The following is a 25,305-nucleotide window of genomic DNA, read 5'->3' as shown; positions in this document are numbered from 1 at the left end:
ATATAATTTTTGGCTACGTCGAAGCAAATATCGCCCATGGTACTAATTTTTAATGGCGGGAAGCCGCACAATGAACCGGCTCCCTTTCGTATGGTCTCCCGCGACCCGGTTCTCTACCCAGACCTTTCCGTTGAACGATCTCACCAGCGTCTTCACAAGGTATAGGCCGAGGCCGGTGCCCTTCGCCTTTGTCTCGCCCCGGATCATGCGGTCGAATATGCGGGCTTTGATATCGTCCGGTATGCCCGGGCTATGCCACAATGACCGCCAGCATGCGTAGCCTTATCGAGTTTAGCCTCATTGCCAGAACTCACATGAAGTAATCTGATCTATTTTGTCTTAATATACTAATATATGAATTTATACTAAAACGGCTTGCATGGCCACTTGGATATCCCCCGGGCCAGCCGGGAAGATGACTGCCGATAAAACCGTACGGCCTGCTGTTTTGTAAATTTTCCGCACGTTACATTAATGCAATCGCGATGAAAGGTTCTGGACGGGTGATGTAATGGCAGAGGAAAAGAAGAAGGGAATGACCGTACGGGAGGCCGGCCAGAAAGGCGGCGAGAAAGTCGCCGGGACCCACGGAAAAGAGTTCTACGAGGAGATCGGGCACAAGGGCGGCGAGAAGACCGCAGAGACCCACGGCCACGAGTTCTACCAGGAGATCGGCCACAAGGGCGGCGAGAAGGTCGCCGGGACCCGCGGCAAGGAGTTCTACGAGGAGATCGGGCACAAGGGCGGACAGAAGGTCAAGAAGCTCATCGAAGAGGGTAAGGAATCCGAGGAAAAGAAATAAAAAGGCCGCTTATATTTTTTGCATGGACTTCCATTTAGCGGCGATGAAGTCCCGGATGAGCTTGGCCCCCAGCTGGGCAGTGATGCCCTGGTCGTACTCGGGCGAGATCTCGACGACGTCGAAGCCCACGGTCTTCGGTGCCAGGCGGCGTATGACCGACCTTACCTGCCGCGGGGTCATGCCGAACGGCTCGGGCGTGCCCAGCCCCGGCGCATAGGCAGGGTCGATGGCATCCATGTCGAGCGAGAGGTAGATCCTGTCGCAGTCCTTGAGGTACGTCTCGGTTTCGTTCAATATTCTGTCAATGCCCATCCCGTCGACATCGTTAGCCGTGTACGAGCGGATCTTTTTGTTCTTTTTGACATACTCGTACTCTTCCTTCGGCCCGCTGCGGATCCCGATGGACACGTACTTGTCGGTGATGTCATCGATAATGTGCCGGGAGACGCAGGCATGGCTGTTCCGGACGCCCTCGTACTCTTCCCGCAGGTCATAATGCGCGTCCATGACGACAAATCCTATCTTTTCTTTATATGCCTTGACGCAGGGATATGTGAGCGAGTGCTCTCCGCCCATCATGATGGGGATCTTTTTCGCCTTGACGATGGACGAGGCCACGTCGTAGACCTCATTAAGAGTATCATCTACGGCACAGCATACGTCGCAGTCGCCCATGTCGTGGATGGGCACGTCCGCCAGGTCGACGTCCAGATCCCCGTTATAAGTCTCAAAATTATACGAGGCCTTCCTCATCTCCAGCGGCGCCCACTTGGAGCCTTTACGGTAGGATGACGTAGCGTCGAAAGGGACACCGTACAGGACAAATTCCGCCTCTTCAAAAGAGCTACAGGCGTCGGCGAAAAGATTCATGTTCAAAAACAAGCCTCCAAAAAGCATAATGAGAAGGGCTTTAACCTCGATCCGGAGGTTCCCCCTCTCTTTTGAGGTTCACCCTCTCATCTGGATCTTCATCTTGCCCATGGCAGCGATGTAGGAGATCTCTTCGCCCTGCTTGACCTTGTCCTTCAGCTCATCCGGGATGGTGAGCTCGAAGGTCGAGTAGTCCGAGGAATCCATGAGCTGGGCCGTGCTGCCCGCGATGGACAGTACCTGGGCGCTCTTTCTCTCAACGATGGGGACGTATACCTTGGCGTCCACCGGGTTGACGATGGACCGCTTCTGGCCGTCGAACAGGCCGATGGCGTCGATCCTGGCCTTGGCGGCGCCGTGCTTTCCGGGCTTCGAGTGCTGCACGGATACGATGGTGCACGGCTCATCGTCTATGATCACGAACTTGCCCTCCTTGAGGGTCTTGATCTCAGTTTGCTGCTTCATTGTGTTATCCTCCGCTTAAGCGAGCGTTCGTTAACGCATCATGAATATTAAGGGCTCTGCGCGTGTTTATTTCATTTTCACAAAGCCAAACTTGAGCTACTATACTCCCCAACCCTTATAAATACTTAATCCCGCCTGGCCTCGTGCCGCCTGGTCCCCCAGGGCCGTTATCAGCGGCTCTTAGCAAATCAGTTCGGTCGGTATCTCGAACCTCTCCAAAGGAATTAAACCACGAATTTTTCTTTTAGATTTTACTCACGAAACCCCTAAGCCTCGAACTCACCGTCAATGCCCGAACTCTCTAATACTCGGGGCATTGCACGAACGCCCGAAGCCTCAAACCCAAAAAGAAGGCTCTAAAGCTCGAATGCACGTTTGAAACGCTAAACGACATAGCACTAACCCTCCAAAGCTCGGCTAAATCGCCAATGCCACAAACACCCAAAAATTCTGGGGAATGACCGGACTCTTAGAGTGTTAGTGCTCCATCGTTTAGCGTTTCGAACGTGTATTCGAGCTTTAGAGCCTTCTTTTCGGGTTAGCGCGTTAGAGACTTAGAGCACTGCCCAGAGTGTTTGAGAGTTCGGGCATTGACGGTGTTCTAGAGCATTCGAGGCTTCGTGAGAAAAATCTAAAAAGAAAAATTCGTGGTTTATTTCCTTTGGAGATGTTCGTGATACCGACCGAACAATATTACTTCCTTTTACCGCCCTTTGCCTTTCCCATATTCTCGGCAATGCGGAACTTAACTATCCTGCTTACCAGCTCATAAGGCAGAGGCTTATCCAGGGGAAACTGCACCGATCCCTTTCCTCCCTTATACCTCGACAGCTCATCTTTAAATTTGGCAATTCCGCTACTCGTAGGGAAGAAACCAATATGTTCTTTAAAGGCTGCAAAATAAACCAGTATGCCGTTTTGCGCAAAAGCAGGCATCCGATAGCTTATCTTCTCTTCAGCCTCAGGCGCCGCCTCTTTGATAACTTTTCTTAACTTACTTAGCTTATCCCGGACCTCAGGAGAAAATTGTAAAATGTACTCATCGATCGTCTCATAATTATTTTGATCCATAACTTCTCCCTTGATTAAGGCATTTAATAGTAAAAAACTATAGTGCTCTCCCCAAAGGGCTTATAGCCCATAAGTGCACAATATTGTTCCGGATGAAGGCGAACTCCGTAGGCATCATCTCCCGGCTGGACGTGAAGGACCCGAAGGGCTACATAGCGGACATGGTCAAGAAGCTGTCGTACAAGGTGAAGCTGTTCCTGGACCCGGTGACGGCGTCGCTGGCGGGGGTCGCCGAGGCAACGGAGATCGACGAGATATACGCCGACCTTATACTCATTTTCGGCGGCGACGGCACGATATTACGCTCTTTACAATTACTGCCCAAGCCCACGCCTATCCTGGGCATCAACATGGGCGAGGTCGGGTTCCTGACCGTAGTGGACCCGGAGACGGCGTTCTACATGATCGACGACGTACTGGATAATTACGAGGTCGTCGAGAGGGCGAGGCTGGCCGTGAAGCTGAACGACTTCGAGCTTCCATGCGCCATGAACGAGGCGGTCATCATCACGTCGAGGCCGGCCAAGATATCGCAGTTCAAGATACACGTCGACGGCAAGTTCATGGAGGACTTCAGGGCGGATGGCGTTGTGATCGCCACCCCGACCGGCTCGACGGCCTATGCCATGAGCGCCGGCGGCCCCATCCTTGACCCGCGTGTCGACGGCATCATTGTTGTGCCGCTTGCGCCGTATAAGCTGTCCGCCAGGCCCTGGGTAGTCCCGGGAGAGAGCGTGGTCAGGCTCGAGCTGATGAAAGAGGATAAGGAGTCGATGGTCGTTGTGGACGGCCAGTATACGGCAAGCGTCCGGAAGAGCGACGTGCTGACGTTCACGCGGTGCGACACGCCCGCCCTGTTCGTGAAGTTCGGCGATAAGTTCTACGAGCTGGTCCGGGAGAAGCTCGGGCGGTAAGGGCATTCAGCCTGATAGGATCATAATTTGGCTTTAAGTTAAAATTTGGTTTATACCATTTTTCAAATGCCGGCAGCGTGACCACAAACCGAGACCCCTTCGTGTAGTCCCATGCACCCGGATTTTTCCCCGTACTCACGGCTCCTTCAGCTCGCACGTGCCATCGACGTGCAGGTGCTCATGCGTAGCCCCGCAGTACGGGCAATAGTTGGGCTTCGCGTCGTAGCCGAACTTATTCTTACAGGAGTCGCAGCTGAACGTGCAGTGCGCGGGCCTTTCCACGTAATCGTAGCACGGGGTGGTCTTTGAATAATTGAAGTCGACGGGACATTCGTTGTGGTGGAAGATGAGGGAATTGATGTATTTGATCTGCTCCTCCGTCGTGTATTTTTTCACATTGGCCTGGCTGCCGCAGTTCGGGCAGGTCAGCTCCACGTCCCCGTACACGTCGGCCTCCCTGACCTTGAAATAGGCTTTACACGACTGCCGGGGGCAATCCCTTCCGACCATGCCCACCGGGTCGGTCTTGAGCTTGTACTTTGTGGCCATCGTCTTCTCCTTTAAATTTATCCGCCCTACGCCAAATGCTTTTCGCCATCGTCCCGGAGCACGTAGCCTTCCTTGAATCCTCCGGCCCTGTCCAGCTTTTCCTTTTTTATGTTCTCGAGCTTCTGCCGGTCGATACCCCAGTATTCGGCGATCGCGTCCACCACTTCCAGGACGTCCGCGAGTTCCTCGTATACGTCTTCCGATGCACGCAGCTCGCAAGCCTCTTCCACGAGCTTATCCTTCAGCGCCAGCCTGAGCCATTCGCCGGACACACGCTCCACGTCCGGCTCCCGGCCACTCTTGCGGATGATGTCCGGCACCCTGTCCCTCACGAGCTTTCTCATCATTATATAGTAATTACTTTAGGCTATATGTAATTACATGTTCCCGAAAAGATTTTACTATGAGCCTCCCAACAATTATTCTGGTTCTATATGGCAAAGTGGAAATGCGGCGTCTGCGGCTACGAGATGGACGGGGATTCGCCTCCCGATGACTGCCCTTCCTGCGGCTCGTTCAAAGATGAGTTCTATGAAAAGGGAAAGCGCCCTAAAGACAGGCTTGACGAGAGGCCTGAACTACTCATTATCAACGGCTCGAAGCACCGGGCGCATAACACCGCCTATTTTGCCACTATCGCGGAGCGGGCAGCCAGCGAATACGGCGTTTCCTGCAAGCTATTGCACCTTAACGACTATAACGTCGAGCACTGCTGGTGCTGCTATAGCATGAAGGAGGATATGTGCCGATACCCGTGCCGGAACGCTTTTGATGACGTGCATAAGCTCCATGAGATGATCATGGGCGCGAAGGCGATCATCGTCGTCAGCCCGATCAACTGGAATGGCATACCGTCGCGGCTTAAGGCATTCCTGGACCGGCTCACCTGCATCGAGAACATGTACCTGATCGATAAGTCCACGCCGCTCGCCGGGCGCACCGTAGGCATCATCGTGAACGGCCACGAGGACGGCGCTTATAAGACGGCCTTTGACATTTTCATGGTCTTCCAGAATCTGGGCTATATCCTGGCCCCTTACGGCATCGCCTACTCGACCCATGGGCGGGCTTACCAGAGCGAGACCGACCACGCATACTTTAAAGAGGACAAGCTCATGGAAGAGTACGTGAAGAACGTGACGCACAACGTCGTCTCTTTTTCCAGGTTAGGCGTCGAGAGCAAAATGGACATAAGGCCCAGCTGCGAGTAAGCGGGCCCAGCTTTTTTATTTGCGTCGCTCCCGCACGTCCTCGGCGAACTTTTCGAAGGTGATCCGCTCGATGAACGCACCCATGCGCTCACGGGGCTTTGCGTTCTGGCGGTAATACTGGATGACCTTATCGGCCAGATCTTTGCTCTGGTCGACGTTAAGCCCGGTGGCGAGTTCCCGGCCGATACGGGGGGTCCTGCCGGCCTCGCCGCCGACGACACAGGTGAAACCCTTGACGGTGCCGAAGAAGCCCAGGTCCTTCAGCCAGGCTTCGCCGCAATTATTGGGGCAGCCCGAGACACCGATCTTAAACTTGGACGGCGTCGTAAGCCCGTGATACGCCTTATCCAGGGCCAGCCCGAGGCCGACGCTGTCCTGCACGCCGCGCTTACAGAAAGTCGTTCCCGGGCAGACCTTGATGCTCCGGACACACATGCCTACGGCGGCGCCGGGGCTCAGGCCCAGTTCTATCCAGACATTATCCAGGTCCTCTTCCCTGAGGCCGACGATGGCGATGCGCTGGGCGCCCGTGACCTTCAGCGTGGCCGCATGGTACTTCTCAGCGACGTCCGCCAGCTTCCTTAACGTATCGGGGCTGCAGATGCCCCCGGGTAGATGGGGCGCGATCGCGTAAGTCTCTTTATCCCTCTGCAAAATAGCCCCCTTGTCTAAAAGATCGGTCTTAGCCATAACAACACAAGGAAGATACTAAAATTAGAAATTATATAACTAATCCAAATAAAATTGTGGTCAAAGCCAAAAAGGCTTAATCCTCCCCATGGACTTTACGCTCATTAATGATCTGGCCGTTCTTGATCTCGTAGACGTAGGTGCGGTTAGTGTTGACACAGTAGTTCTTAGCTGTATATGCCTTCTCGCCATTGTCAGTATTAGTAGCATATCTCTGTTCCATTTGTATCACCGTTTATTTTTAAAGCGTTAAAGTAAAATTTGTTATATTTTACTTGATACTTATCACATGTCGTAAAAAAAGGCGAGAATAGCTAAGCTTCATCGCGTTATCAGCGTATTATATCGGCGGTAAATATCGTATAGGGCGTACGGCGGAGACTAACACGTTATACGGGGGGTTTGACCGCAATAATTTCCGCTTCTTCCTTTTTCGAGGCCCGCATGATGAACACGACGGAGAGCGCCCCGAGGGCCAGCAGGATGGACGAAGATATGTACGGGAATATCATGTTCACGTCGTAGGCGAACCCGCCGACGGGCGGCCCGACGATCCTGCCCAGGCTGTTATAGGAGCCCATGACGCCCAGCGCAGACCCCTGCGTATCCTTATCGGTCCGGCCTGAAATGTACGAGCTGAGACTGGGCATCACAAGGCCGCTGCCGACGCCTATGACGCAGGCCGCCAGGAGCAGCGTGACAAAATCGGGAGCCACAAGTACGGCCACCAGGCCAGCGCAGGACAGGAGAAGGCCGGCGATGACCGTCTTTTCTTCCTTCAGGCGCTTGAGCGCCATGCCCACGAGTATGCCCTGCCCGAAGAGCATGACGATGCCCATCGCGGTAAACAGGAAGGCCATGAGCGTTGGGCCGGTGGCGTCGATGGAGATGTCCAGGAACGCGAGCAGCGGCACCGACGAGAGGGCTTCCGAGGTAAGATGGAACCGGTCCATCAGGAAATACGAGAAGGTACCTTCGTAGCATGCCAGTGCGAAGTTGATCAGCATGGTCAGGAGTAAAAATACGCCGATCGGCGTCTTCAGGGATGTTGCGATCGCCTTGAACGAGTCTGCGATGGATGTCTTTTTAGCGTGCATGTCTATGGTTACGGCCCTTGATTCGGGCATGACGGCATATAGTGCCACGACCGTGACTAGCGCAATCGCGCCCGCCACAAAGAACGGTACGGACATGCCGAAGGGCACGAACACTCCGCAGATGGCCGGCCCGAAGATGATGCCAAGCCCCGCCGCTGCGCCCATCCAGCCCATGATCTTGCCGCGCTCGCCCGGCTCGGTGATGTCGGCGATAAGCGCGAACGATGCCGGGAAGATACCGGCCGACAGGATGCCGCCCACGATGCGAGACACGAAAAGCATCCAGAGCTGTGTGGATAATCCGAATATGATAAATGACAGCCCGAAGCCCGCCAGGCCGATGGCGAGCACCGGCTTGCGCCCGATGCGGTCAGACAGCATGCCCCAGTACGGGGCGAAGATGAACTGCATCAGCGAGAAGGACGCCATGAGCAGGCCGAGGATAAAGGCGTCGGCGCCCAGGTTCCTGGAATAGTATGGCAGGACGGGTATGATGATGCCGAAACCGAGCGTGAATATGACGTTCGCCACGGCGAGGATGAGTATCTGCTGTCTTTTAAGCTCCATACTGGCAGCCAATACATCTTAACTAATATAAATAAATAGATGAAGGATTAGCGTCATTGATTTTCGGCGAGGGCTTTTTCAATCTCTTCCACGTCGAAGCCTATGATCTTTTTCTTATCGTTGATAATGATCAGCGGGGTAACACGGACCTTATGGACGTGGAGCATCTCCTCGAGCGCCTTATCGTCTTCCAGTATATTGTAGTCGGTGAATGGTACGCCCTTGCCCTTGAGGTATTCCTTTACTTCGTTGCATGCCGGGCAGGTCGGTTGAGAAAAGATCCTAATATCGGCCATATCTTGCCTCTTAATGGCTTTTTCCTGTTTATCGGTTATATACTTTCGCAGGTATCGTAAACTATTTGTCGGACCGGCGGGAGAAGGCTTATTGTGACTCCGCCGAAAAAGAAAGTACCCGCAGTATTCGACTCACCCTTCAAAAGCGCCGCCACGCTCTACAAAGAGGATAAGACGAAGTCGGAGAACCAGAAGCGGTTCGAGCGGTGGACGGACGCCCTGGTCAGGCAGAGAAAGGTCCCTGCAGAATGGAAGGACGATCCCGATGCGGAACAGAAAGTAAAGTGGATCGAGGGCAAGTCTAAGGTCTCGCCCGTGCAGAAAAAATTAAAAGGCTGAACCTTAGTCTACTTTTTCAGGCCTTCCTCTTCGAGCTTCTCCTCGTCGTCGAACCAGTGGATGGTGGCGATGGCGAAGAAGATGATGGCCAGCGCGGCGATGAACTCGCCCGGGCTCACCGAGAATATCTTCACGTTGAAGTACCAGAGGCCGATCCCGAAGACGGCCAGGCACCCGGTCAGGCCCTGGAGCTTTCGCTGCCTGCTCATGTCGCTGATGACCCTTAAGTCTACCATAATTACCCTACCATTCGCCTATTTCTCCTGTAAATACTTAAACCCTCCCCTGCCTGAAAATAAGCTTATATTCTTTCAATGTCGTTTGCTAATTGAAGTGGATTTCATATGCCGAAGCCGGTCGAAACGTTAGAGAACGAATTAAGAAGTATGGCCCGGGAGAGCGGGGCCTCGGATCTCAGGTTCATTAAACCTTCTGAAGTTATAACGGCGCACTGGGTGCGCCTCAAGTGCCAGTTCGGCTGCAAGAATTACGGTACGAGGTATACGTGCCCGCCGCACAGCCCCACGCCCGAGGCCACCCGGCAGGTGCTCGACGAGTACTCGAAAGCTTATCTTATAAAGTACGAGGGCTTCCTGGGGTTCGACGAGTACCCGCCAAAACGCCTCCCTGACGCTATGGACGAGCTGAGCCTTCACGTCTGTAAGGCGGCCTTCGACATGGAGCGGCATGCCTTCCTTTCGGGCTACTACAAGGCCTTCTCCTATGGGGCACACCGCTGCCGCAAGTGCGATGTCTGCGAAGTCGTCCAGGGTGGAAAGGGCTGTCGGTTCCCGAAAGACACCCGGCCCTCCCTCGAGTCCGCGGGCATCGATGTGTTCCAGACTGCCAAGAACGCCGGCATGTACACCGAGGTCGTGCAGGATAAAGAGATCATGAAACCTGAGCAGTTACCGACTTTTACGCTATTGCTCGTGGAATAATTTTTTATATTTACTTTTTACCTCTGCCGTCTCGGAGTGGTCCAACCACAGGGGCACGGAGAGCTCAGAGTTTCACAGACCGTACTTCCGATGTGGTCTTTTTTGGGCTGTTATCTAAGTGGTTGTTTTGTTGTGGGGTTTGTTGGTTGTTATTGTTAGAATTGGCTGAATAGCGGGGGTTTTTCAATGTTTTTTGATAGCTTGGGCTATCGGGTTGTCGCTAAGCAATCACTATCAGGGTTCTTGAGAGCCTGTGCTCTCCTATCAGCGATCCTTCAAGTCTCAGTAATTGTTTTACGAGTTTTTTCATCTCGTCGTTCCTGAAAAAGGTGTTGTTAACCATTCTTACGACCTGTACGAGGTTCATCAGGTAAAGGCTGATGCAATAGATAAGGTATCGGTAGGCTTTGTCGGTGCTGCATGTTCGTATCTTGTACTGGTTCTTCTCTTTAAAACCTGTTTCCACGTTGTTCCTTACGAAGTACCAGTCCATGAAATTCTGGACCAGTTCCGGGCACACGTCCATATTGCTGATCACTCCCACGTACTCCCTTTCTCGCTTCTTCTTGCTCTTGTTCCGTCCCTTTCTTTTGCCCTTTTCTTTTCTACCATCCTCTTTTTTCTCTTTCTTTTTCTCTTCGAGGTATAGCCATGCCCGTACCTGGTCTGTTTCGCCCTTTACTGTATACCGTAATTTGTATTCTCCCCGTTTTTTCGATTCCTCCCAGACATTGTCCGATGTCATGCTTTTCCTGAGGGGGATCACGAATTGCATGCCCAAGTCATCCACGGTTTTGAGGATGGTGGCATTGTAGAATCCCCGGTCGAACAGGACGACGTCAACCAGGACATGGCTCATTGTCTTTTCAAGGAGGACTCGTACAATGTCCGAGAGTTTATCGTTCGTAGTGACGGGCATACATGCCAGAGCGAGCTTGCGGCTCTCGTCTACAAGGGAGGCCACGGCGTACCGGAGGACGTACGTGTTCTTGTTAAGGCCCTTTTTAGGGTGCACGTACTCGTCCTCCACTCCCCAGTGCTCCACATCGTTCAAGTCGATGGCAATAGCACAGCCATGCAGGTCCACCAATTTGGCCTGACACTCGAAGAACCAGTCAGCTCCCCGTATCACATCGTCCATGGAGTACTTGAAAAACTGGAAGAAACTGTCCGGAGGGAGCCCCCCGTAATTGTTATACACAGATTCCAGGCTCTTCATTCTCACGGACGCGTTAACAAGACACCTTGCATAACCCATGCTTCGGGGAAAATCAAACAGGCTTGCGAACCGGCGCGCGAAAAGATTTATATCAACATGCCTAACGCTACAAACGCGGGGACTGTGAGGAGTTTTCATTCTTACCAACAAGCCCCTTACACCCCCGCCCTTAAATACTAAAACTTATTCTACCACCACAACCCCTAACAAAACAACCTCGGAACTACGGACAGAGATTTTTTAAAGATGGAGGCTCAGAGGGCACGGAGAATGGTTTTATACTTTCCTGGGGCACAGAGATTTGAGAGGCACTGGCGAGGATAAACCGGTTAAATGTTTATTGGTCAACCGAGCCTCAATAATCCCTATGCCCCAGGTAAGTCAATAAACCGTGCTCCGCTTACTCCGTGTCTCAAATTATTAAGAAAAACTCTGTGAACTCCGTGCGCTCTGCGCCTCTGTGGTTGAGGACACGCCTAAGACGGCATAACGGGAAAATGCGGGAAAAATTTATTTTTTATCCGCCCACACGCCGACGCGCTTATCGACCACCCGCCGGGCCTTGATCTCCGCCCTCGGCAGCGTATGCGGACCCACGATCTCGACGCCGGCGCTGATGCCGCAGACGGCCTTCACGCTGCGGGAGATCTCGCCCTTTAAGCTCAGGCATATGGCTTCGGCCTCCAGGGTATTCAGGCCATCGAACAGGCCGTCCCGGTGCTCCACCTGGAGGGTCACGACATCCATGTCCTTCGGGCGCGTAACGACGATGCGGAACTCCGTGCCCGCATCACGGCAGCGCCGGACGGCTTCCTCGATGGTGCTCGGGAAGGTGTTCACGCCCCGGATGATGAGCATGTCATCCAGCCGGCCGAAGATGCCCTTGGGCATTCTCGGGTACGTGCGGCCGCAGTTGCACTTCTCCATGGTCATGACCGACTTATCGCCGGACCAGAAGCGGATCATGGGCTGCGAATCGCGGCCCAGGTGAGTATAGATGACCGCGCCCTCTTCACCGTAAGCCATGGGCACGTTCGGGTCGTCGACGTCCACGATCTCGGTATAGACTTCGTCGATGAAGTTATGCATGCCGCAGCGCTCTTCACACTCCGTGTTCGTGGCCCAGGGGGTCATCTCGGAGGTCGAGCCGCTATCAATGGCCTTGATATCCCAGAGTTCCTCCATCTTTTTCTTGATGGAAGGTATGCCGGCCCCGGGCTCGCCCAGGAAGATGCCGGTCCGGAGGCCAAGCGACTTCGGATCGATGCCCATCTTTTGCGCCACCATGGCCAGGTGAATGGCATAGGTGGGCGTGCAGGTCAGCACGGTCGGCCTCAGCCGGGTCATCAGGGTGGCCTGCTGCTCGGTGCTGCCCGCCCCGATGGGGAACGTCTTCGCCCCAATGGTCTCCGATGCCAGGACCGCGCCCCAGCCGCCCATGAACAGGCTCAGGAGCATCGATACCTGGACGGTGTCGGTCGGCCGCACGCCGCCGCACCAGTAACACATGGCCTGGACCTGGGCGGTATGCTCCCAGTCATGCCGCGAGATCGAGTACAGCGTGGGCATGCCCGTCGTGCCCGACGAGCCATGGATACGGAAAACGTCCGGGCTTCCCTGGTAATCTCCAAAAGGAGGGTGCTGAGCCTGGCTCTCCCTCAGCATGCTCTTCTTTACGATCGGTACTTTTCTGGTGAAATCCTCGAGCGTCCTTACCATTTCGGGCTTGAAGCCCTTTGAATCGTACAATTTTCGATAGAAAGGTACAGAATCGTAGACGTAGTTCAGCTGATACTTTATGCGTTTTAAGATCTTTTTCTCGCGCTCTTCAGGCTTCATCGTCTCCTGCGCCTTGTTCCAGTACTGGGAGTCATGTTTATGCACGGTCGGATTCACCACAAACAAGATAAAATAATTACTATTTAACGGCTTCCGTGCGATAGGTTGCCACTGCACACGCCAGGCACATAACATAACGAATAATAATTAAAGATTTGCTAAATAAATATTAACTATCGTGCTTGGCAGGCGAAAGATATATAATGGTTATTTTTCTAAAATCCATAACGCTCTCTGGCCGCATGGGGTGCGATATTTTATATATGGAAATTAAGGGTAAATTTAAATACGGGGAGCCATATCGATAGAATGACATATGCTGTCATATATCAGGCGTTCGCCCCCTAGCGGCGGCCTGTTAAAGCATAAAAAGAATTGGACGGTACATAAATGCCCGGAAAAATATCCCAAAGCTATGCGTTCAGGGGTTCGGAAAAGCCGCTGATCGGCAAGACCATCGGCGACATGTTCGACGAGATCGCCGAGACTTACCCCGATAACGACGCAATGGTATCGCTACAGCAGGGTAAGCGGTACACCTATCGCGAATTCCAGAAAGAGACCAATCGGATAGCTAAGGGATTATTAAGCTTAGGCTTTAAGAAAGGGGACCGGGTCGCGATATGGGCGACGAACATCGCCGAGTGGGTGATGGTCCAGGTCGCGACCGCCAAAGCCGGCATCATCATGATCAACGTCAACCCGGCATACAGGACCCACGAGCTCGAGTACGTGCTGAGCCAGTCCGAGACCCAGGCTCTGTTACTCATCGACCGTTTCAAGACGTCCGACTACGTCGGCATGGTCAACGAGGTCTGCCCGGAGCTGAAGACCTCTAAGCCGGGACAGCTCAACTGCGAGAATCTGCCCTTCCTGAAGACGGTCATCCTCATCAGGGGCGAGAAGCAGCCCGGCATGCTTACCTGGGACGAGTTCCTGAAGATGGGCGACGAGCTGCCGGACGGAGTGCTCTGCGGCCTGCAGTGTTCCCTGGATTTCGACGACCCTATCAATATCATGTACACCTCGGGCACGACCGGCTTCCCCAAGGGCGTCGTGCTCACGCACCATAACCTGGTGAACAACGGGTACTTCATCGGCGAATGCATGAGGTTCACCGATAAAGACCGGCTCTGCATCCCCGTACCATTCTATCACTGCTTCGGCATGGTGCTCTCCAACCTGGCCTGTATGACCCACGGTGCCACCATGGTCATCCCGGCCGAGTACTTCGACCCAATCTCGACGCTCACGGCCATCGAGAAGGAGCGCTGCACGGCCGTCCACGGCGTGCCCACGATGTTCATCGCCGAGCTGGAGCATCCTGACTTTAATAAGTTCAACCTGAAGACGCTGCGCACGGGCATCATGGCGGGCTCGCCCTGCCCCATCGAGTACATGCGCAAGGTAAGCACGCTCATGAACATGAGCGAGATCGTCATTACATATGGCCAGACGGAGTCGTCTCCCGGCCTCACGATGTCATCGACGCACGACCCGCTGGAGAAGCGCGTCTCTACCGTCGGTCAGCCCATGCCCCACTGCGAGCTCAAGATCGTCGACCCCAAGACGGGCAAGATGGTCCCGCGGGGTCAGCCCGGCGAGATATGCGCCCGGGGCTACATGATCATGCGGGGCTATTACAAGAATAAGGAAGCCACGGACCTGGCCGTCGATGAAGAGGGCTGGCTCCATACCGGAGACCTTGGCACCCTGGACGATGAGGACTACTGCAAGATCACCGGCCGCCTGAAAGACATGGTGATCAGGGGCGGCGAGAACATCTACCCGAGAGAAGTAGAAGAGTTCCTCTACGAACACCCGGCCATCAGCGATGTGCAGGTCATCGGCGTGCCCGACATGAAGTACGGCGAGGAGCTCTGCGCATGGATAAAGCTAAAGAACGGCTCGGTCATGACCCCGGACGAGATCAAGGCGTTCTGTAAGGGCAAGATCGCCCACTACAAGATCCCCCGCTACATTAAGTTCGCGGACGAGTTCCCCATGACTATTTCCGGGAAGATCCAGAAGTATAAGATGAGGGAGATCTCTACAAAAGAGCTTGGCCTGGAAGACGTGGCTAAGATCAAGACAGCTTAACCTCTTATAACGTCTTTGAGGGATCGCCCTCTTTTATGTTTTATATCATTTGTGAAAATTGGCATTTATTAATGCGACTTCAACTGTTTTCCGATAAGCCTCAGATTTATTATATAGTCACATATATACTAATTATAGTGATATTATGGCGACAGAGCAGATCAAGTTCATCAGTATGCAGCACTTAAAGCGGGTCATGGAGGGCAGCGAGCCCTACCGGCTCGTCGACGTTCGCGGAAAGGAGGACTACGATAAAGAGCATATAAAGGGCGCTATGTCCCTTCCTCTCGACGATCTCGACAGGGCGAAATCGCTTTTCAAGCCCGACGAGCTTATTATCGTGTACTGTGACAGCTTCGTTTGTTCGGCGAGCAGCAGCGCCGCTAAGATGCTGGCCGGCATGGGCTTCCATAATGTCCGGGACTATAAGGGCGGCGTCCGTGAGTGGAAGATGGGCGGCCTGCCTACTGAGAGTTCGTGATGGAAGCGAAGGTGCCCGGGGGTAAGCTGGTCCGCCTGCGCATTTTCAGTGATGGTGCGGTCAGGCTGTCAGGAGATTTTTTTATTTATCCCGAAGAGGGTATACTGGTCATTGAGAACGTGCTTTCCGGGTTTCGGGGTGATGAGCCCCTTGAGGCCATCGAATCTGCCCTGGAGAGAGCGGTCCGGGAGAACGGGCTACAGCTCGTGGGCCTCGATGTGCCCGTTATCGCCCGGTTATACAGGGGTACGGTCGATGTGGCGGGTCATAGGCCTTAACGCTTATTCTGCGGCCGAGAACATGGCCATTGACGAGGCCATTTCCGCTCTGGTTAAAGAGGGCCGGTCGCCGCCGACTATCCGCTTTTATCGCTGGTCGCCTGGTGCAGTGACCATCGGCTGTTTCCAGTGCGTGGGCGACGAGGTCGACCTTGACGCCTGCCACCGGCTGGGCATCGAATTCGTGAGACGGGCCACCGGGGGCGGGGCGGTCTACCATGACCCGGCGGGCGAGATCACCTATAGTGTCATCGCCCCAGAATCGCTCTTCTCGAAAGATATTCGTGAATCCTACAGGGAGATCTGTTCTTGTATTATTCGAGGGCTGGCCGATGTGGGCATCGATGCCTCGTTCAGGCCTATCAACGACGTTATCGTTGGCGGCCGAAAAATTTCGGGCAGCGCCCAGATGCGGAGACAGGGCGTGCTGACACAGCATGGCACCATCCTCTACGGCCTGGACCGCTCGACCATGTTCTCCGTGCTCAAGCCTTCGAAGCTGAAGCTTTCCGACAAGCCTGCTGCTTCATTTGGCGAGGGCGTCGCCTGCGTGCGTGAATTGTGCAGCGCATCCATGGAAGAGCTATACGATGCGCTGTTGAACGGGTTTACTGAAGGAAAGGACTGGGAGTTCGGGGCGCTGAACGGCGAGGAGTGGACACGGGTTAAGGATGCTATGCGGAAATACGATAGCTATGAGTGGAATTTTTCCCGGTAATACCTTATTTGTTCTCCCGGATGTTAGTCGACTCGCCGAGAGCATCGGCACATGCCTCTCGCACCGCCTCGCATAAGGTCGGGTGAGGGTGCAACGTCAAAACCACGTCCTCCAGCCGGGCGCCCATCTCTATCGCGAGGACGCCCTCCTGCAAAATATCGAACGCTTCATATCCGACGGCATGCATGCCAAGTATCCGGTGGGAGCTTTTTTCAGCGACGACTTTCACGAAGCCCGTGGTCTTCCCTATCGAAACGGCCTTGCCGTTAGCGGTGAACGGGAATCGCCCCACGATAACGTCGATGCCGGCTTCACGGGCTTTTGTTTCGGTGTACCCGGCAGACGCGATCTCGGGATCAGTGGACATTGTAAGCGGTGTCACGATGGTATCCGGAAGGCCGGTCTTCCCGGCAAGAATATCGGCCAGAGATTCCCCCTCCCGGTATGCCGTGCTGGCATTACCGTGCATGCCACAGACGTCGCCGATGGCATAGATCGAAGGGTCGTCGGTCCGGTAATTCTCACCGGTTATGATGAAGCCGTCCTTACGGGTCTTTACGGCCGTATTTTCCAGGCCCAGGCCATCCGTGTTCGCGATCATCCCGTTATCCGGGACGAGCTTCTTCGCCTCCAGGGTCTCTTTTTTATCCTCTATGTCCAGCTCGACCCGTACTCTATCGCCCATTCTTTTAACGGTCCACGATGAGGCGGCGTGAACGGCCACGCCCTTCTCTTGAAAACGCCTCATCACGGGCCTTAACATCTCTTCATCTAGAAACGTTAATATATGCTCCTTTTTATGGATGATCGTGAACTTCTTATTCTGTGATGCCATGAGCGCTGCAATGGTTATGGCCGCATAGCCGCCGCCCAGGATGGCCGTACCTTCGTCTGGCATGTCCAGCGCTTCGTCAGGGTTGATGACCAGGCTACCGTCGAATGGAATGCCCGGCAAAGGCTTATGCCGCCCCCCGGCAGCGATGACGGCCCTCTTGAAAATGACATGCTGGATGCCGGATGGGCCAGAGACGACCGCCCTGGATGAAGAAAGGAACGAGCAGGAGCCCTCCATCATCTGGACGCCGCTGCCCCTGCAAAGCTCCCGGATGCCGGCCTCCAGTTTCCCGACGACCGTATCTTTCCACTCATACGCTTTCCGGCGGTCGACGGATGCGCCTTCCGCCTTAAGGCCCATCGTAGAAGCGATCTTAATGTCCTCGGCCAGCCTGTAAACGTTGATGAGCGTCTTGACGGGTATACAGCCCTTATGCAGGCACACGCCGCCCAGCTCGCTCTTATTTACGAGTGTAACGTCAAGGCCCTGGCGTGCGGCAGAGATGGCGCAGGTATAGCCCGCGGGCCCTGCACCCACGACCAGGACATCCGTCCCTACTTCAATGTCCCCGACGACCATGAGAACACCTAGACCATGCTCACGAGCAATTGCTCCGGGTCTTCCAGGAACCGCTTCAGGTCGTTCATGAAACGCTGGCCTTCGGCGCCGTCCACGATGCGGTGATCGATGGTGAGCGGCAGGTACATGACCTTCCGGATGACGATGCTGCCGTCCACGACCCTCGGCATATCCCGGATCTGCTGCATCTCGAGGATAGCCACATCCGGATAATTAATGATCGGGGTGGAAAAGAGCCCGCCGACGCTGCCGATGTTGGCGATCGTGAACGTGTTGCCCTTGAGCTGCTCGATGCCTATCCTGCCATCCCTCGTTAGCTCGATGATGTGTACGAGTTCCTTAGAAATATCTATGAGGCTTTTCTTATCGGCATCCTTGAGCACCGGAACGATGAGGCCCCTGTCCGTATCAACTGCAATGCCGATATTGTAATATTTTTTTAGGACAATCTCGCCCTTCTCCTCGTCCAGGCTGGAATTCAAAGTAGGGTGAGCGATGAGCGCGGCGACCACGGCCTTGACGAATAAGGCAAGGTAACTGATCTTGACCTCTCCGCCCAGCTTCTTATTAATACGCTCCCGGAACTCGACGAGCCTCGTCAGGTCCGCATCGTCGACGAGCGTTACCTGGGCTGTTTTTGATACGGACCGTATCATGTTCTCGGATATGGTCCTGCGGATGCCGCGGAAGGGTATGCGCTCCTCTTTTCCTGCGGCTTTCATTGCCGGGGCCGGCACAGGGGCCTCCGCGGGCTTGGCAGCCGGCTTCTGTGCAGCGCTCCTCACGTCCTCGTCGGTTATGCGGCCCATGGGCCCGGTCCCTTTAACAGAATCGATATTAACGCCTAGCTGTTTAGCCAGCATACGCGTCGCCGGGGTGGCCAGTACCGGTACCTTTTGCGCTTCCGCCTTAGGCGCAGGAACTTCGGGCTTACGGGCTTCCTGCGCCTTCTCCGCCGCCTTCGGCTGTGGGGGCGCCTCCGGCGCCCCTTCTTCTTTTATGACAGCGATAACTTCCCCGACGTTGACCTTACCGCCTTCGGGAGCCTTTATGTCCTCGACGATACCAGTAACGGGGGACGGGAGCTCGACCACGGCCTTATCGGTCTCGACCTCGGCGATAGTCTGGTCCTCCTCGACCTTCTGGCCCTTCCTTACGTGCCACTTCTTGATCTCGCCGGACGTGATGCCCTCGCCCAGGTCCGGCAGCTTGAACTCGTACGCCAATCTTTCACCTTCAAAAATTCATGACTTCCTTTGCCGCCACGGCGACCCTGTGCGGGTCGGGCAGGTACTCGTCTTCGAGCTTGTAGAGCGGGAACCGGATGTCGTACCCGGATACCCTTATGATGGGCGCTTTCAGGTACAGCATCGCGTCCTCCGCGATGATCGCGCCGAGGTCCGAGCCAAATCCGGATATCCTGTGGGCTTCTTCTACGATGACTACCCTGCCCGTCCTCTTAACCGAATTCAGTACTGCTTCCTTGTCCAGGGGCTTCAGCGTTCTCAGGTCTATGACTTCCGCATTGATGCCTTCTTTCTGGAGCTGCTTCGCGGCCTCCAGCGAAACGTTCACCATTGCGCCCCATGCCAGGATCGTCAGGTCATTTCCCTGCAGGGCGACGCGGGCCTTTCCAATGGGCAGGGTGAACTCGCCTTCGGGCACCTCCTCCCGGAAAGCCCGGTATAGTCGAATATGCTCCAGGAAAATGATCGGGTCGGGATCCCTGATAGCAGAGATGAGCAGGCCCTTCATATCGGTCGGCGTACACGCCGCGACCACCTTTAAGCCCGGTATCTGGGTATAGATGGTCTCGTCGCTTTCGCTGTGGTGCTCCAGCGCCCGCACGCCTCCGCCGAAGGGCATGCGTACGACCATTGGCACATGATACCGGCCCATGGAGCGCTGCCGCATGCGGGAAGCGTGCGAAATAAGCTGGTCGTAGGCCGCAAACACGAATCCCGAGAACTGTATCTCCGCGACGGGCTTCATCCCGTTCAGCGCCAGCCCGACCGCAGTGCCCACAATGCCATTCTCAGAGAGCGGCGTATCGACCACCCGGGCCTTACCATACTTCTGCTGCAAGCCTGTCGTCGCCCGAAACACTCCCCCTTCCCGGCCCACATCCTCGCCCATCATCATGACCGTAGGATCGCGGCCCATCTCGTACATCAGGGCATCGTTCACTGCCTGCACATTGTTCATCATCATGGCTTGCCGCCCCCGGAAACCTTCTTAAAATAATTCAACTCATCCTCAAGATACGGGGGCGTCTCTGCGAACACGTTCCTTACCAGATCTTCGAACGTCGGCACGGGAGCCTTTTCTGCCTCTTTAGCAGCGGCATCGACCAGCCTGTCGATCTCCTCTATGAGCGCCTTCTCCTTTTGATCGTCCCAGAGCTTCCTCTTCACGAGATAATTTCGGAACCTGGCTATGGGGTCCTTTTCTTTTTTTATACGCTCGACCTCTTCCTTCTCACGATAAAGGTCCGGATTATCCGCCGTGGTGTGCGGGCCGAACCTATAGCATAGCGCTTCGATGAGCGTCGGCCCCTCTCCCTTTTTCGCCCTGTCGAGGGCGTCCTTTGCCAGAACGTACGAGGCCAGCACGTCCATGCCATCGAGGCGATACCCCCGGATGCCGTAGGCAATGGCCTTTTGCGCGATCGTCTCCGCATGCGTTTGCAGAACGACCGGGGTCGAGATAGCAAAGCCGTTATTAGAGCAAAGGAAGACCGCGGGCACCTGGAACACACCGGCAAAGTTCAGGCTTTCGTGAAAGTCGCCACGGGAGGTAGCCCCATCGCCAAAATAGCATAAGAAAGCGTTTTTCTCTTTCCGGACGTTCGCGGCCCAGGCCATGCCTGTCGCATGAAGCGTCTGACTACCGACCGGAATAGAAACAGGAAGACAATTCACGCCATCGGGAATGCGGTTACCCCAGTCGTTACCCATCCAGAGCATGTACTGGAGCTTCATGGGCACTCCCTTGACCATCATAGCCCCGGCCTCACGGTATGAGGGCACCATCCAGTCGCTTTTATCCAGCGCGAAGGCGCTGCCTATCTGCACGGCTTCCTGCCCGCTCAGCGGCGGGTACGTGCCCATACGCCCTGCCCTCTGGAGCTTGAGCGCCTTCTCGTCGAAAGCCCTGGCCTGCACCATCATCCGGTATATCTTCAGGAGCACGTCCGGAGGCAGCTTCGGGTCAAGCTCGTTCGCCGAGCCGTCCTGATCTAAAATGTGAAAGGTCTCGCCCTTCTCGAGCCTGTAGAGGTACTTATCGTCGATCATCGTCATCGTTCCCTAAAATAGTCGGCAGCGCGATAGGAGCTCCTGACGAACGGCCCCGCCGCGACGGCCCCGAAGCCCAGAGATTCCGCGAAGTCCTTGAGCCGCTCGAACTCCTCCGGCGGCACATAGCGCTGGACGGGCAGGCATGTCTCTCCCGGGCACAGATACTGGCCCATGGTGAGCACGTCCACGCGAGCCTCGTGCATCCTCCTTATAGTCTCTTTTACCTCATCCTCCTCTTCGCCCAGCCCGAGCATGATGGATGATTTCGTCTTCACCCCCGGCTCATAGCGCTTGACATTCCTGAGAACGTCGATGGAGCGATAATACCCTGCCCGCCGGTCCCTTACGGTCGGCGACGTCCTTTCCACGGTCTCCACGTTGTGGGCGATGACGTCCGGCCCGGCGTCGATGACCTTTCTCAAGTAGTACACATTGCCGGAAAAATCGGGGATTATTGCCTCGACCCTGGCGCCCGGGTTGCGCTTTTTTATTTCCTGTATGCAGGCAACGTAATGTTCCGCCCCGTAATCGTCCAGGTCATCCCTGTCCACGGACGTAATGACCACGTATGATAATCCAAGCCTGTGCGCCGCCTCGGCCACTAATGCAGGCTCCTCCGGGTCTAACTCCTGCCCCCGCCTTGCGTGGGCGACGGCGCAGAAACGGCAGGCGCGAGTGCACACATTGCCTAATATCATGAAGGTGAGCGAGCCGCGGTCCCAACATTCAAAAGTGTTGGGACACTTTGCGCTCGTGCACACAGTATTGAGTCCCAGGTCGGCCAGTGTTTTTTTGACGATATGATATTTCTCGGTCTTAGGCGGCCTGACCTTTAGCCAGCCGGGCTTTTGTGGTGAGAACTCCTGCATATTAATATATTTAACATAAAATATATAACTACATTTCTATTTTACTTATCGGGAATCGGGTTTACGTATAATCCGGGCTAAGCGAAAACATTATATTGTAGCATACTACATTATGGTTGCAAAATTTATTGCGTAATTGGTTGCAAAATAGCCCCGTAGTGTAGTGGTCAATCATCGGGGACTCTGGATCCCTGGACTTCGGTTCGAATCCGAACGGGGCTATTGTTTCTTTTTAATATATTATTTTAAGAGCTTGCCGATATCTTCCAGGATACCATCGGTAAAAGCCCGTGTTTTTTCTATGACCGCTGTAGAGCACTCAGGGCACAGTGTCCACCGCTCGTACCCGGTCTTCTCGAGATACCCGGATGCGCCCTCTTCGACAATGTCCCGATCGATGATGATGCCGCTGTCGGTGAGCTTGCCGCATGCCTCGCACTTGAGAAGCCGTACGCCTTCTCCTACTTTTATCTTGTTGAACTCTCTGATGCGCAGGCGGGTCACTTCGGATGTCTGGATTTCGGGCATATGCTTTACATGGCCGTTTTCTATGATATCTTTTACTCTGGGCCTGTTTCCGCTGTATCCATAAGTCATGTTAAAAGCTATGCTGGCCTTCTCTTAAATGGTAGTGGAAATGGGACGATTAAAAAGTATATTGTTGTTTTTCCTTGTCGGCGTGTCGTACCTAATGATGATGCCCGTGGTGGCGCAGTTCGGACCGGCATGTACGTGGCCTTTCAAGCCATTACGGTGGATGGGGCCGACGTTCGCGAACGCTTTCTGCACTCTGACATCGCAGGGCTTTTTCAATAATTACGGCAACGCGGGCTTCTGGTAATTACTGCAAAGACGCTATATAGAGCATGTCGCTCAGGATGGCACTGGCGGTCTCGACGGAGCCGGCACCCTTGCCGATGACGAAGATATCGCCCGCAAGCTTAGTCCGGATGAGGGCGGCGTTGAGCGTGCCCTGCACGGCCAGCGGGTGCGTCTTCGGCACCAGCCTCGGGCTCACCTTAAGGACCCTTTCCTCGCCGTTCGGGTGAACTTCGCCTATAAGCTTTATGACCATGTCGGCCTCGCCGGCCAGCTTGAGCGCTTCCAGGCATACGCTGGAGATCCCGACGCGGTCCACATCGTCGAGCCCTACGTCCATGCCGAAGACCGAGTTAGCGAGAATTACCATCTTCAGGGCCGTGTCGATGCCTTCCACATCGTACGTGGGGTCGGCCTCGGCGATGCCAAGCTCTTTTGCCTCGGAAAGGACCATATCGTAGGGCAACCCCTCGCTGGCCATTCGAGTAAGAATGTAATTGCAGGTGCCATTGAAGATGCCCTCGATGCTGTTGATCTCGTTGCCCGCAAGAGGGCCCCGCATTAGGTTAAAGACTGGCATGGATCCGCCAACGGTGGCCTCGAAGAGGAATTGCACGTTATTCTTTTTCGCGAGTTCCTTTAATTCTTTATACTTAAGCGCTACCGGGCCCTTGTTCGAGGTGACGACGTGCTTGCCCCGCTTTAGCGCCTCGATGATATATGAGAGGCCTGGCTGCCCTGTCTTTGCATCTGTAGGGGTGACTTCGACGAGGATATCGTAATCACATTCCTTAACGACATCCATGCTGGACTTGTTTACCCTTTTAAGGTCACCGTTATTTTTCTTTTTCAGCACGTCCGCCAGGTCCAGACCCTTATCGTCCAGGACCGCGCCTTTAGAATCGGTGATAGCGACGACCTGGAACTTATCGTCCTTACGCTCAGAAAGGACCTTGATGACGCCCTTACCGACACTGCCAAAGCCAATTATGGCGACTTTAAGGGACATTACGCTTCCTCCCCTATCGGCTCGATCACGAGCAGGTCCTTCTCCATTGCGATGTCCCGGAGGAGCTTGAGCGCCTTCTTCATCTCCGCCTTGCCCGTGGCGCTGATGCCGATGCGGGCCGATGATTTTAACGAGATGCCGGGCATGCTCATGGACAGGTCCACGACCTCGGCATAGCCCGTCGAGTCGATATGCTCGATGGTGTCGCGAATATCCGAGTGAATGATGTGGCCCACGAGCACGACCGTCTTCCTCTCAAGCAGCCGCATCTCGTTGAACCGGACGACCTTGATGCCCCTCGATTCCAGCTTCTCTTTCAGCGCGCCCAGGCCGTCGTCCATCTCGAAGACCACCTGGAGGGGAATAGTGCCCCGGTTAGTGCGCTGCTCGTGGTGGTGCACCACGCTGACAATATTGCCGCCCGCGTCCGAAATGGGCTCGAGCGCCTTCACAAGCTGGCCGGGAATATCCTTTAGCTCAAGGTCCATCGTTATTCTCATAAGCGATTCACCAAAATGTGAACCATTGATAGGCTTACAGCCCTATATAACGGTTCGATATTGCTTAATATGATGTCCTGATATAAATGTATTGGTGGTCAGATGGAAGTTGCCGACGCCATTGAGTTAAGGCGCTCTATACGCCGTTTTAAGAACAAGGAAATACCTGAGGGCATGCTTAAGGAGGTCCTGCGGGCCGCCCATATGGCGCCGTCTGCCGGGAACCTTCAGGGCCGCGATCTCATTATTATCAAGGATAATGCTGTTAAGGAATTGCTGTGCATGGCCGCCCTGAACCAGTACTTCATAATGGCCGCCCCGGTGTGTATCGTTGTTTGCGCTAACGTTAGTCGTTCTTCCGCCCGTTACGGGAAGCGAGGCGAGCTCTATGCCGTGCAGGATTCCTCAGCCGCTATCATGAACATGATGCTTATGGCGCAGGACCTGGGACTGGGCACCTGCTGGGTGGGCGCATTTAATGAGGCGGCTGTGACGCAGCTTTTGAGCCTGCCGGCCGGGGTGCGGCCCGTTGCTTTAATACCTATCGGTTATCCCGACGAGTCGCCCGAAGTGCCGCCGAGGATGGGCGAGGCGACCGAGCATTGGGGGAAATGGTGATTTTCTTTAATTTTTTACTGTACTGATCTGTTCGATATGATGGCCTGCGACTCACGTACAGCCCCTCGGTTTTACAGTTTGTGCATTTCGCTGATTTGTTCGGTTTCGGACACGAAGACCCAAAATTTTTTTTTAGATTTTACGAACACTAAATCGTGAAGACACTGTAAACACTATTAAACCATGAAAACTCAAAGCCTCCATTAAGCGAATTAAAACACCCAGCCCACGGTTTCGAAGACACGAACGAACGACGTAAATCACGAAGTGCCACAAAAATAAGACAAATAGAATAACGAGTATAATAGCGAGCGATGCCTGGCTATTTTT

The 25,305-nt window shown here is 54.5% G+C and carries 32 protein-coding genes and 1 tRNA gene; 12 read left to right on the top strand and 21 right to left on the bottom strand.

Annotated elements, in window-relative coordinates:
• Positions 1-42: 42 nt before the first annotated feature.
• Positions 43-261 carry a sensor histidine kinase gene (locus MCP_RS08805; RefSeq protein ID WP_012900491.1) on the bottom strand — a complete coding sequence of 73 codons (219 nt, stop codon included), beginning with the start codon at positions 259-261 and terminating at the stop codon, positions 43-45.
• A gap of 250 nt (positions 262-511) precedes the next feature.
• On the opposite strand from MCP_RS08805, the gene MCP_RS08800 reads away from it, so the two are divergent.
• Positions 512-802, top strand: coding sequence for a general stress protein (locus MCP_RS08800; RefSeq protein WP_012900490.1), 291 nt, complete (start codon positions 512-514; stop codon positions 800-802).
• Positions 803-811: 9 nt separating this feature from the next.
• Here MCP_RS08800 and speB read toward each other — a convergent pair whose 3' ends face one another.
• From speB to MCP_RS08785, 3 genes are all read right to left on the bottom strand, one after another.
• Positions 812-1,672 carry an agmatinase gene (gene speB, locus MCP_RS08795; RefSeq protein ID WP_231845203.1) on the bottom strand — a complete coding sequence of 287 codons (861 nt, stop codon included), beginning with the start codon at positions 1,670-1,672 and terminating at the stop codon, positions 812-814.
• A 78-nt stretch (positions 1,673-1,750) separates the two neighbouring features.
• Entirely contained in the window at positions 1,751-2,137 is a 387-nt protein-coding gene (locus MCP_RS08790) for a translation initiation factor IF-5A (protein WP_012900488.1), read from the bottom strand.
• Between the two features lie 693 nt (positions 2,138-2,830).
• The gene (locus MCP_RS08785) at positions 2,831-3,208 is read right to left on the bottom strand and encodes an iron chaperone (RefSeq protein ID WP_012900487.1); all 378 of its coding nucleotides are present in this window, start codon (positions 3,206-3,208) and stop codon (positions 2,831-2,833) included.
• Between the two features lie 92 nt (positions 3,209-3,300).
• Between MCP_RS08785 and MCP_RS08780 the strand changes: the two genes are divergently transcribed.
• Positions 3,301-4,122 carry an NAD(+)/NADH kinase gene (locus tag MCP_RS08780; protein WP_012900486.1) on the top strand — a complete coding sequence of 274 codons (822 nt, stop codon included), beginning with the start codon at positions 3,301-3,303 and terminating at the stop codon, positions 4,120-4,122.
• Positions 4,123-4,257: 135 nt separating this feature from the next.
• Here the strand turns inward: MCP_RS08780 and MCP_RS08775 are convergent, their stop codons facing one another.
• Together MCP_RS08775 and MCP_RS08770 are read right to left on the bottom strand one after the other, a co-directional pair.
• On the bottom strand, positions 4,258-4,671 hold the full coding sequence (locus MCP_RS08775) for a hypothetical protein (RefSeq protein WP_012900485.1): 414 nt from the start codon (positions 4,669-4,671) through the stop codon (positions 4,258-4,260).
• Between the two features lie 26 nt (positions 4,672-4,697).
• Positions 4,698-5,018: a nucleoside triphosphate pyrophosphohydrolase gene (locus tag MCP_RS08770; protein WP_012900484.1), complete on the bottom strand. Its 321-nt coding sequence runs from the start codon at positions 5,016-5,018 to the stop codon at positions 4,698-4,700.
• Between the two features lie 87 nt (positions 5,019-5,105).
• Between MCP_RS08770 and MCP_RS08765 the strand changes: the two genes are divergently transcribed.
• The gene (locus tag MCP_RS08765) at positions 5,106-5,882 is read left to right on the top strand and encodes an NAD(P)H-dependent oxidoreductase (RefSeq protein ID WP_012900483.1); all 777 of its coding nucleotides are present in this window, start codon (positions 5,106-5,108) and stop codon (positions 5,880-5,882) included.
• Between the two features lie 15 nt (positions 5,883-5,897).
• Here the strand turns inward: MCP_RS08765 and MCP_RS08760 are convergent, their stop codons facing one another.
• The 4 genes from MCP_RS08760 to MCP_RS08750 form a co-directional block, all read right to left on the bottom strand.
• Positions 5,898-6,572 carry an NAD(P)/FAD-dependent oxidoreductase gene (locus MCP_RS08760; RefSeq protein WP_012900482.1) on the bottom strand — a complete coding sequence of 225 codons (675 nt, stop codon included), beginning with the start codon at positions 6,570-6,572 and terminating at the stop codon, positions 5,898-5,900.
• A gap of 76 nt (positions 6,573-6,648) precedes the next feature.
• A complete protein-coding gene (locus MCP_RS15690; protein WP_158301475.1) occupies positions 6,649-6,795 on the bottom strand; it encodes a hypothetical protein in 147 nt (48 codons plus the stop codon).
• A gap of 166 nt (positions 6,796-6,961) precedes the next feature.
• Positions 6,962-8,236: an MFS transporter gene (locus MCP_RS08755; protein ID WP_128567122.1), complete on the bottom strand. Its 1,275-nt coding sequence runs from the start codon at positions 8,234-8,236 to the stop codon at positions 6,962-6,964.
• 53 nt (positions 8,237-8,289) lie between these two features.
• Positions 8,290-8,532 carry a glutaredoxin family protein gene (locus MCP_RS08750; RefSeq protein WP_012900480.1) on the bottom strand — a complete coding sequence of 81 codons (243 nt, stop codon included), beginning with the start codon at positions 8,530-8,532 and terminating at the stop codon, positions 8,290-8,292.
• Between the two features lie 93 nt (positions 8,533-8,625).
• Here MCP_RS08750 and MCP_RS08745 point away from each other — a divergent pair, with 93 nt between their 5' ends.
• On the top strand, positions 8,626-8,871 hold the full coding sequence (locus tag MCP_RS08745; RefSeq protein ID WP_012900479.1) for a hypothetical protein: 246 nt from the start codon (positions 8,626-8,628) through the stop codon (positions 8,869-8,871).
• Between the two features lie 8 nt (positions 8,872-8,879).
• On the opposite strand, the gene MCP_RS08740 is transcribed toward MCP_RS08745, so the two are convergent.
• Positions 8,880-9,107, bottom strand: coding sequence for a hypothetical protein (locus tag MCP_RS08740; protein ID WP_012900478.1), 228 nt, complete (start codon positions 9,105-9,107; stop codon positions 8,880-8,882).
• A gap of 108 nt (positions 9,108-9,215) precedes the next feature.
• On the opposite strand from MCP_RS08740, the gene MCP_RS08735 reads away from it, so the two are divergent.
• On the top strand, positions 9,216-9,812 hold the full coding sequence (locus MCP_RS08735; RefSeq protein ID WP_012900477.1) for a DUF2284 domain-containing protein: 597 nt from the start codon (positions 9,216-9,218) through the stop codon (positions 9,810-9,812).
• Positions 9,813-10,032: 220 nt separating this feature from the next.
• On the opposite strand, the gene MCP_RS08730 is transcribed toward MCP_RS08735, so the two are convergent.
• Positions 10,033-11,031, bottom strand: coding sequence for a transposase (locus MCP_RS08730; RefSeq protein ID WP_231845044.1), 999 nt, complete (start codon positions 11,029-11,031; stop codon positions 10,033-10,035).
• Positions 11,032-11,541: 510 nt separating this feature from the next.
• Entirely contained in the window at positions 11,542-12,915 is a 1,374-nt protein-coding gene (locus tag MCP_RS08725) for a phenylacetate--CoA ligase family protein (protein WP_012900476.1), read from the bottom strand.
• A 345-nt stretch (positions 12,916-13,260) separates the two neighbouring features.
• Here MCP_RS08725 and MCP_RS08720 point away from each other — a divergent pair, with 345 nt between their 5' ends.
• The 4 genes from MCP_RS08720 to MCP_RS08705 all read left to right on the top strand — a co-directional run bounded on the left by MCP_RS08720 (position 13,261) and on the right by MCP_RS08705 (position 16,447).
• The gene (locus MCP_RS08720) at positions 13,261-14,970 is read left to right on the top strand and encodes an AMP-binding protein (RefSeq protein ID WP_012900475.1); all 1,710 of its coding nucleotides are present in this window, start codon (positions 13,261-13,263) and stop codon (positions 14,968-14,970) included.
• Positions 14,971-15,115: 145 nt separating this feature from the next.
• On the top strand, positions 15,116-15,451 hold the full coding sequence (locus MCP_RS08715) for a rhodanese-like domain-containing protein (RefSeq protein WP_012900474.1): 336 nt from the start codon (positions 15,116-15,118) through the stop codon (positions 15,449-15,451).
• Complete coding sequence (locus tag MCP_RS08710; protein ID WP_231845043.1) at positions 15,451-15,729, top strand: hypothetical protein; 279 nt, start codon at positions 15,451-15,453, stop codon at positions 15,727-15,729. Before MCP_RS08715 ends, MCP_RS08710 begins: the two co-directional genes overlap by 1 nt.
• On the top strand, positions 15,707-16,447 hold the full coding sequence (locus MCP_RS08705; protein WP_012900472.1) for a lipoate--protein ligase family protein: 741 nt from the start codon (positions 15,707-15,709) through the stop codon (positions 16,445-16,447). Before MCP_RS08710 ends, MCP_RS08705 begins: the two co-directional genes overlap by 23 nt.
• A 4-nt stretch (positions 16,448-16,451) precedes the next feature.
• Here the strand turns inward: MCP_RS08705 and MCP_RS08700 are convergent, their stop codons facing one another.
• Genes MCP_RS08700 through lipA form a run of 5 tightly spaced genes read right to left on the bottom strand, consistent with a single transcriptional unit; the run spans position 16,452 to position 22,029 of the window.
• Positions 16,452-17,861: a dihydrolipoyl dehydrogenase family protein gene (locus tag MCP_RS08700; RefSeq protein ID WP_012900471.1), complete on the bottom strand. Its 1,410-nt coding sequence runs from the start codon at positions 17,859-17,861 to the stop codon at positions 16,452-16,454.
• A gap of 8 nt (positions 17,862-17,869) precedes the next feature.
• Positions 17,870-19,087, bottom strand: a complete 1,218-nt coding sequence (locus MCP_RS08695) for a dihydrolipoamide acetyltransferase family protein (protein WP_012900470.1) — start codon at positions 19,085-19,087, stop codon at positions 17,870-17,872.
• A gap of 10 nt (positions 19,088-19,097) precedes the next feature.
• Positions 19,098-20,072 (bottom strand): alpha-ketoacid dehydrogenase subunit beta, encoded by a 975-nt coding sequence (locus MCP_RS08690; RefSeq protein ID WP_012900469.1) that lies wholly within the window; start codon positions 20,070-20,072, stop codon positions 19,098-19,100.
• The gene (gene pdhA, locus MCP_RS08685; protein WP_012900468.1) at positions 20,069-21,157 is read right to left on the bottom strand and encodes a pyruvate dehydrogenase (acetyl-transferring) E1 component subunit alpha; all 1,089 of its coding nucleotides are present in this window, start codon (positions 21,155-21,157) and stop codon (positions 20,069-20,071) included. Before pdhA ends, MCP_RS08690 begins: the two co-directional genes overlap by 4 nt.
• A 2-nt stretch (positions 21,158-21,159) precedes the next feature.
• Positions 21,160-22,029, bottom strand: a complete 870-nt coding sequence (lipA, locus tag MCP_RS08680) for a lipoyl synthase (protein WP_012900467.1) — start codon at positions 22,027-22,029, stop codon at positions 21,160-21,162.
• 149 nt (positions 22,030-22,178) lie between these two features.
• Between lipA and MCP_RS08675 the strand changes: the two genes are divergently transcribed.
• Positions 22,179-22,251: transfer RNA gene (locus MCP_RS08675), tRNA-Gln, on the top strand.
• Positions 22,252-22,269: 18 nt separating this feature from the next.
• Here the strand turns inward: MCP_RS08675 and MCP_RS08670 are convergent.
• On the bottom strand, positions 22,270-22,557 hold the full coding sequence (locus tag MCP_RS08670; RefSeq protein ID WP_128860008.1) for a hypothetical protein: 288 nt from the start codon (positions 22,555-22,557) through the stop codon (positions 22,270-22,272).
• Positions 22,558-22,690: 133 nt separating this feature from the next.
• Here MCP_RS08670 and MCP_RS08665 point away from each other — a divergent pair, with 133 nt between their 5' ends.
• Positions 22,691-22,870 (top strand): hypothetical protein, encoded by a 180-nt coding sequence (locus tag MCP_RS08665; RefSeq protein ID WP_128860007.1) that lies wholly within the window; start codon positions 22,691-22,693, stop codon positions 22,868-22,870.
• Here MCP_RS08665 and MCP_RS08660 read toward each other — a convergent pair whose 3' ends face one another.
• Together MCP_RS08660 and MCP_RS08655 are read right to left on the bottom strand one after the other, a co-directional pair.
• The gene (locus MCP_RS08660; protein ID WP_012900464.1) at positions 22,871-23,857 is read right to left on the bottom strand and encodes a homoserine dehydrogenase; all 987 of its coding nucleotides are present in this window, start codon (positions 23,855-23,857) and stop codon (positions 22,871-22,873) included.
• Positions 23,857-24,357, bottom strand: coding sequence for an amino acid-binding protein (locus MCP_RS08655; protein WP_012900463.1), 501 nt, complete (start codon positions 24,355-24,357; stop codon positions 23,857-23,859). The genes MCP_RS08660 and MCP_RS08655 overlap by 1 nt, the downstream gene beginning before the upstream one ends.
• Positions 24,358-24,459: 102 nt before the next feature.
• Here MCP_RS08655 and MCP_RS08650 point away from each other — a divergent pair, with 102 nt between their 5' ends.
• On the top strand, positions 24,460-24,975 hold the full coding sequence (locus MCP_RS08650) for a nitroreductase family protein (RefSeq protein ID WP_012900462.1): 516 nt from the start codon (positions 24,460-24,462) through the stop codon (positions 24,973-24,975).
• The last annotated feature ends 330 nt before the right edge of the window (positions 24,976-25,305 follow it).

It is taken from the genome of Methanocella paludicola SANAE, from assembly GCF_000011005.1.
GTDB classification, from domain to species: domain Archaea; phylum Halobacteriota; class Methanocellia; order Methanocellales; family Methanocellaceae; genus Methanocella; species Methanocella paludicola.
Note: the sequence above shows the minus strand (reverse complement) of the source record. Positions and strands in the feature narration are given on the sequence as shown.

Coding starts and splice junctions, on each gene's coding strand:
- MCP_RS08755 (WP_128567122.1), bottom strand. CDS start 8,236: ATGGAGCTTAAAAGACAGCAGATACTCATCCTCGCCGTGGCGAACGTC.
- MCP_RS08670 (WP_128860008.1), bottom strand. CDS start 22,557: ATGCCCGAAATCCAGACATCCGAAGTGACCCGCCTGCGCATCAGAGAG.
- MCP_RS08705 (WP_012900472.1), top strand. CDS start 15,707: ATGTGGCGGGTCATAGGCCTTAACGCTTATTCTGCGGCCGAGAACATG.
- MCP_RS08735 (WP_012900477.1), top strand. CDS start 9,216: ATGCCGAAGCCGGTCGAAACGTTAGAGAACGAATTAAGAAGTATGGCC.
- MCP_RS08720 (WP_012900475.1), top strand. CDS start 13,261: ATGCCCGGAAAAATATCCCAAAGCTATGCGTTCAGGGGTTCGGAAAAG.
- MCP_RS08660 (WP_012900464.1), bottom strand. CDS start 23,857: ATGTCCCTTAAAGTCGCCATAATTGGCTTTGGCAGTGTCGGTAAGGGC.
- lipA (WP_012900467.1), bottom strand. CDS start 22,029: ATGCAGGAGTTCTCACCACAAAAGCCCGGCTGGCTAAAGGTCAGGCCG.
- MCP_RS08750 (WP_012900480.1), bottom strand. CDS start 8,532: ATGGCCGATATTAGGATCTTTTCTCAACCGACCTGCCCGGCATGCAAC.
- MCP_RS08690 (WP_012900469.1), bottom strand. CDS start 20,072: ATGATGATGAACAATGTGCAGGCAGTGAACGATGCCCTGATGTACGAG.
- MCP_RS08700 (WP_012900471.1), bottom strand. CDS start 17,861: ATGGTCGTCGGGGACATTGAAGTAGGGACGGATGTCCTGGTCGTGGGT.
- MCP_RS08790 (WP_012900488.1), bottom strand. CDS start 2,137: ATGAAGCAGCAAACTGAGATCAAGACCCTCAAGGAGGGCAAGTTCGTG.
- MCP_RS08770 (WP_012900484.1), bottom strand. CDS start 5,018: ATGATGAGAAAGCTCGTGAGGGACAGGGTGCCGGACATCATCCGCAAG.
- MCP_RS08715 (WP_012900474.1), top strand. CDS start 15,116: ATGGCGACAGAGCAGATCAAGTTCATCAGTATGCAGCACTTAAAGCGG.
- MCP_RS08655 (WP_012900463.1), bottom strand. CDS start 24,357: ATGAGAATAACGATGGACCTTGAGCTAAAGGATATTCCCGGCCAGCTT.
- MCP_RS08650 (WP_012900462.1), top strand. CDS start 24,460: ATGGAAGTTGCCGACGCCATTGAGTTAAGGCGCTCTATACGCCGTTTT.
- MCP_RS08710 (WP_231845043.1), top strand. CDS start 15,451: ATGGAAGCGAAGGTGCCCGGGGGTAAGCTGGTCCGCCTGCGCATTTTC.
- pdhA (WP_012900468.1), bottom strand. CDS start 21,157: ATGATCGACGATAAGTACCTCTACAGGCTCGAGAAGGGCGAGACCTTT.
- MCP_RS08765 (WP_012900483.1), top strand. CDS start 5,106: ATGGCAAAGTGGAAATGCGGCGTCTGCGGCTACGAGATGGACGGGGAT.
- MCP_RS08775 (WP_012900485.1), bottom strand. CDS start 4,671: ATGGCCACAAAGTACAAGCTCAAGACCGACCCGGTGGGCATGGTCGGA.
- MCP_RS08730 (WP_231845044.1), bottom strand. CDS start 11,031: ATGAAGAGCCTGGAATCTGTGTATAACAATTACGGGGGGCTCCCTCCG.
- MCP_RS08740 (WP_012900478.1), bottom strand. CDS start 9,107: ATGGTAGACTTAAGGGTCATCAGCGACATGAGCAGGCAGCGAAAGCTC.
- MCP_RS15690 (WP_158301475.1), bottom strand. CDS start 6,795: ATGGAACAGAGATATGCTACTAATACTGACAATGGCGAGAAGGCATAT.
- MCP_RS08800 (WP_012900490.1), top strand. CDS start 512: ATGGCAGAGGAAAAGAAGAAGGGAATGACCGTACGGGAGGCCGGCCAG.
- speB (WP_231845203.1), bottom strand. CDS start 1,672: ATGAATCTTTTCGCCGACGCCTGTAGCTCTTTTGAAGAGGCGGAATTT.
- MCP_RS08760 (WP_012900482.1), bottom strand. CDS start 6,572: ATGGCTAAGACCGATCTTTTAGACAAGGGGGCTATTTTGCAGAGGGAT.
- MCP_RS08785 (WP_012900487.1), bottom strand. CDS start 3,208: ATGGATCAAAATAATTATGAGACGATCGATGAGTACATTTTACAATTT.
- MCP_RS08780 (WP_012900486.1), top strand. CDS start 3,301: ATGAAGGCGAACTCCGTAGGCATCATCTCCCGGCTGGACGTGAAGGAC.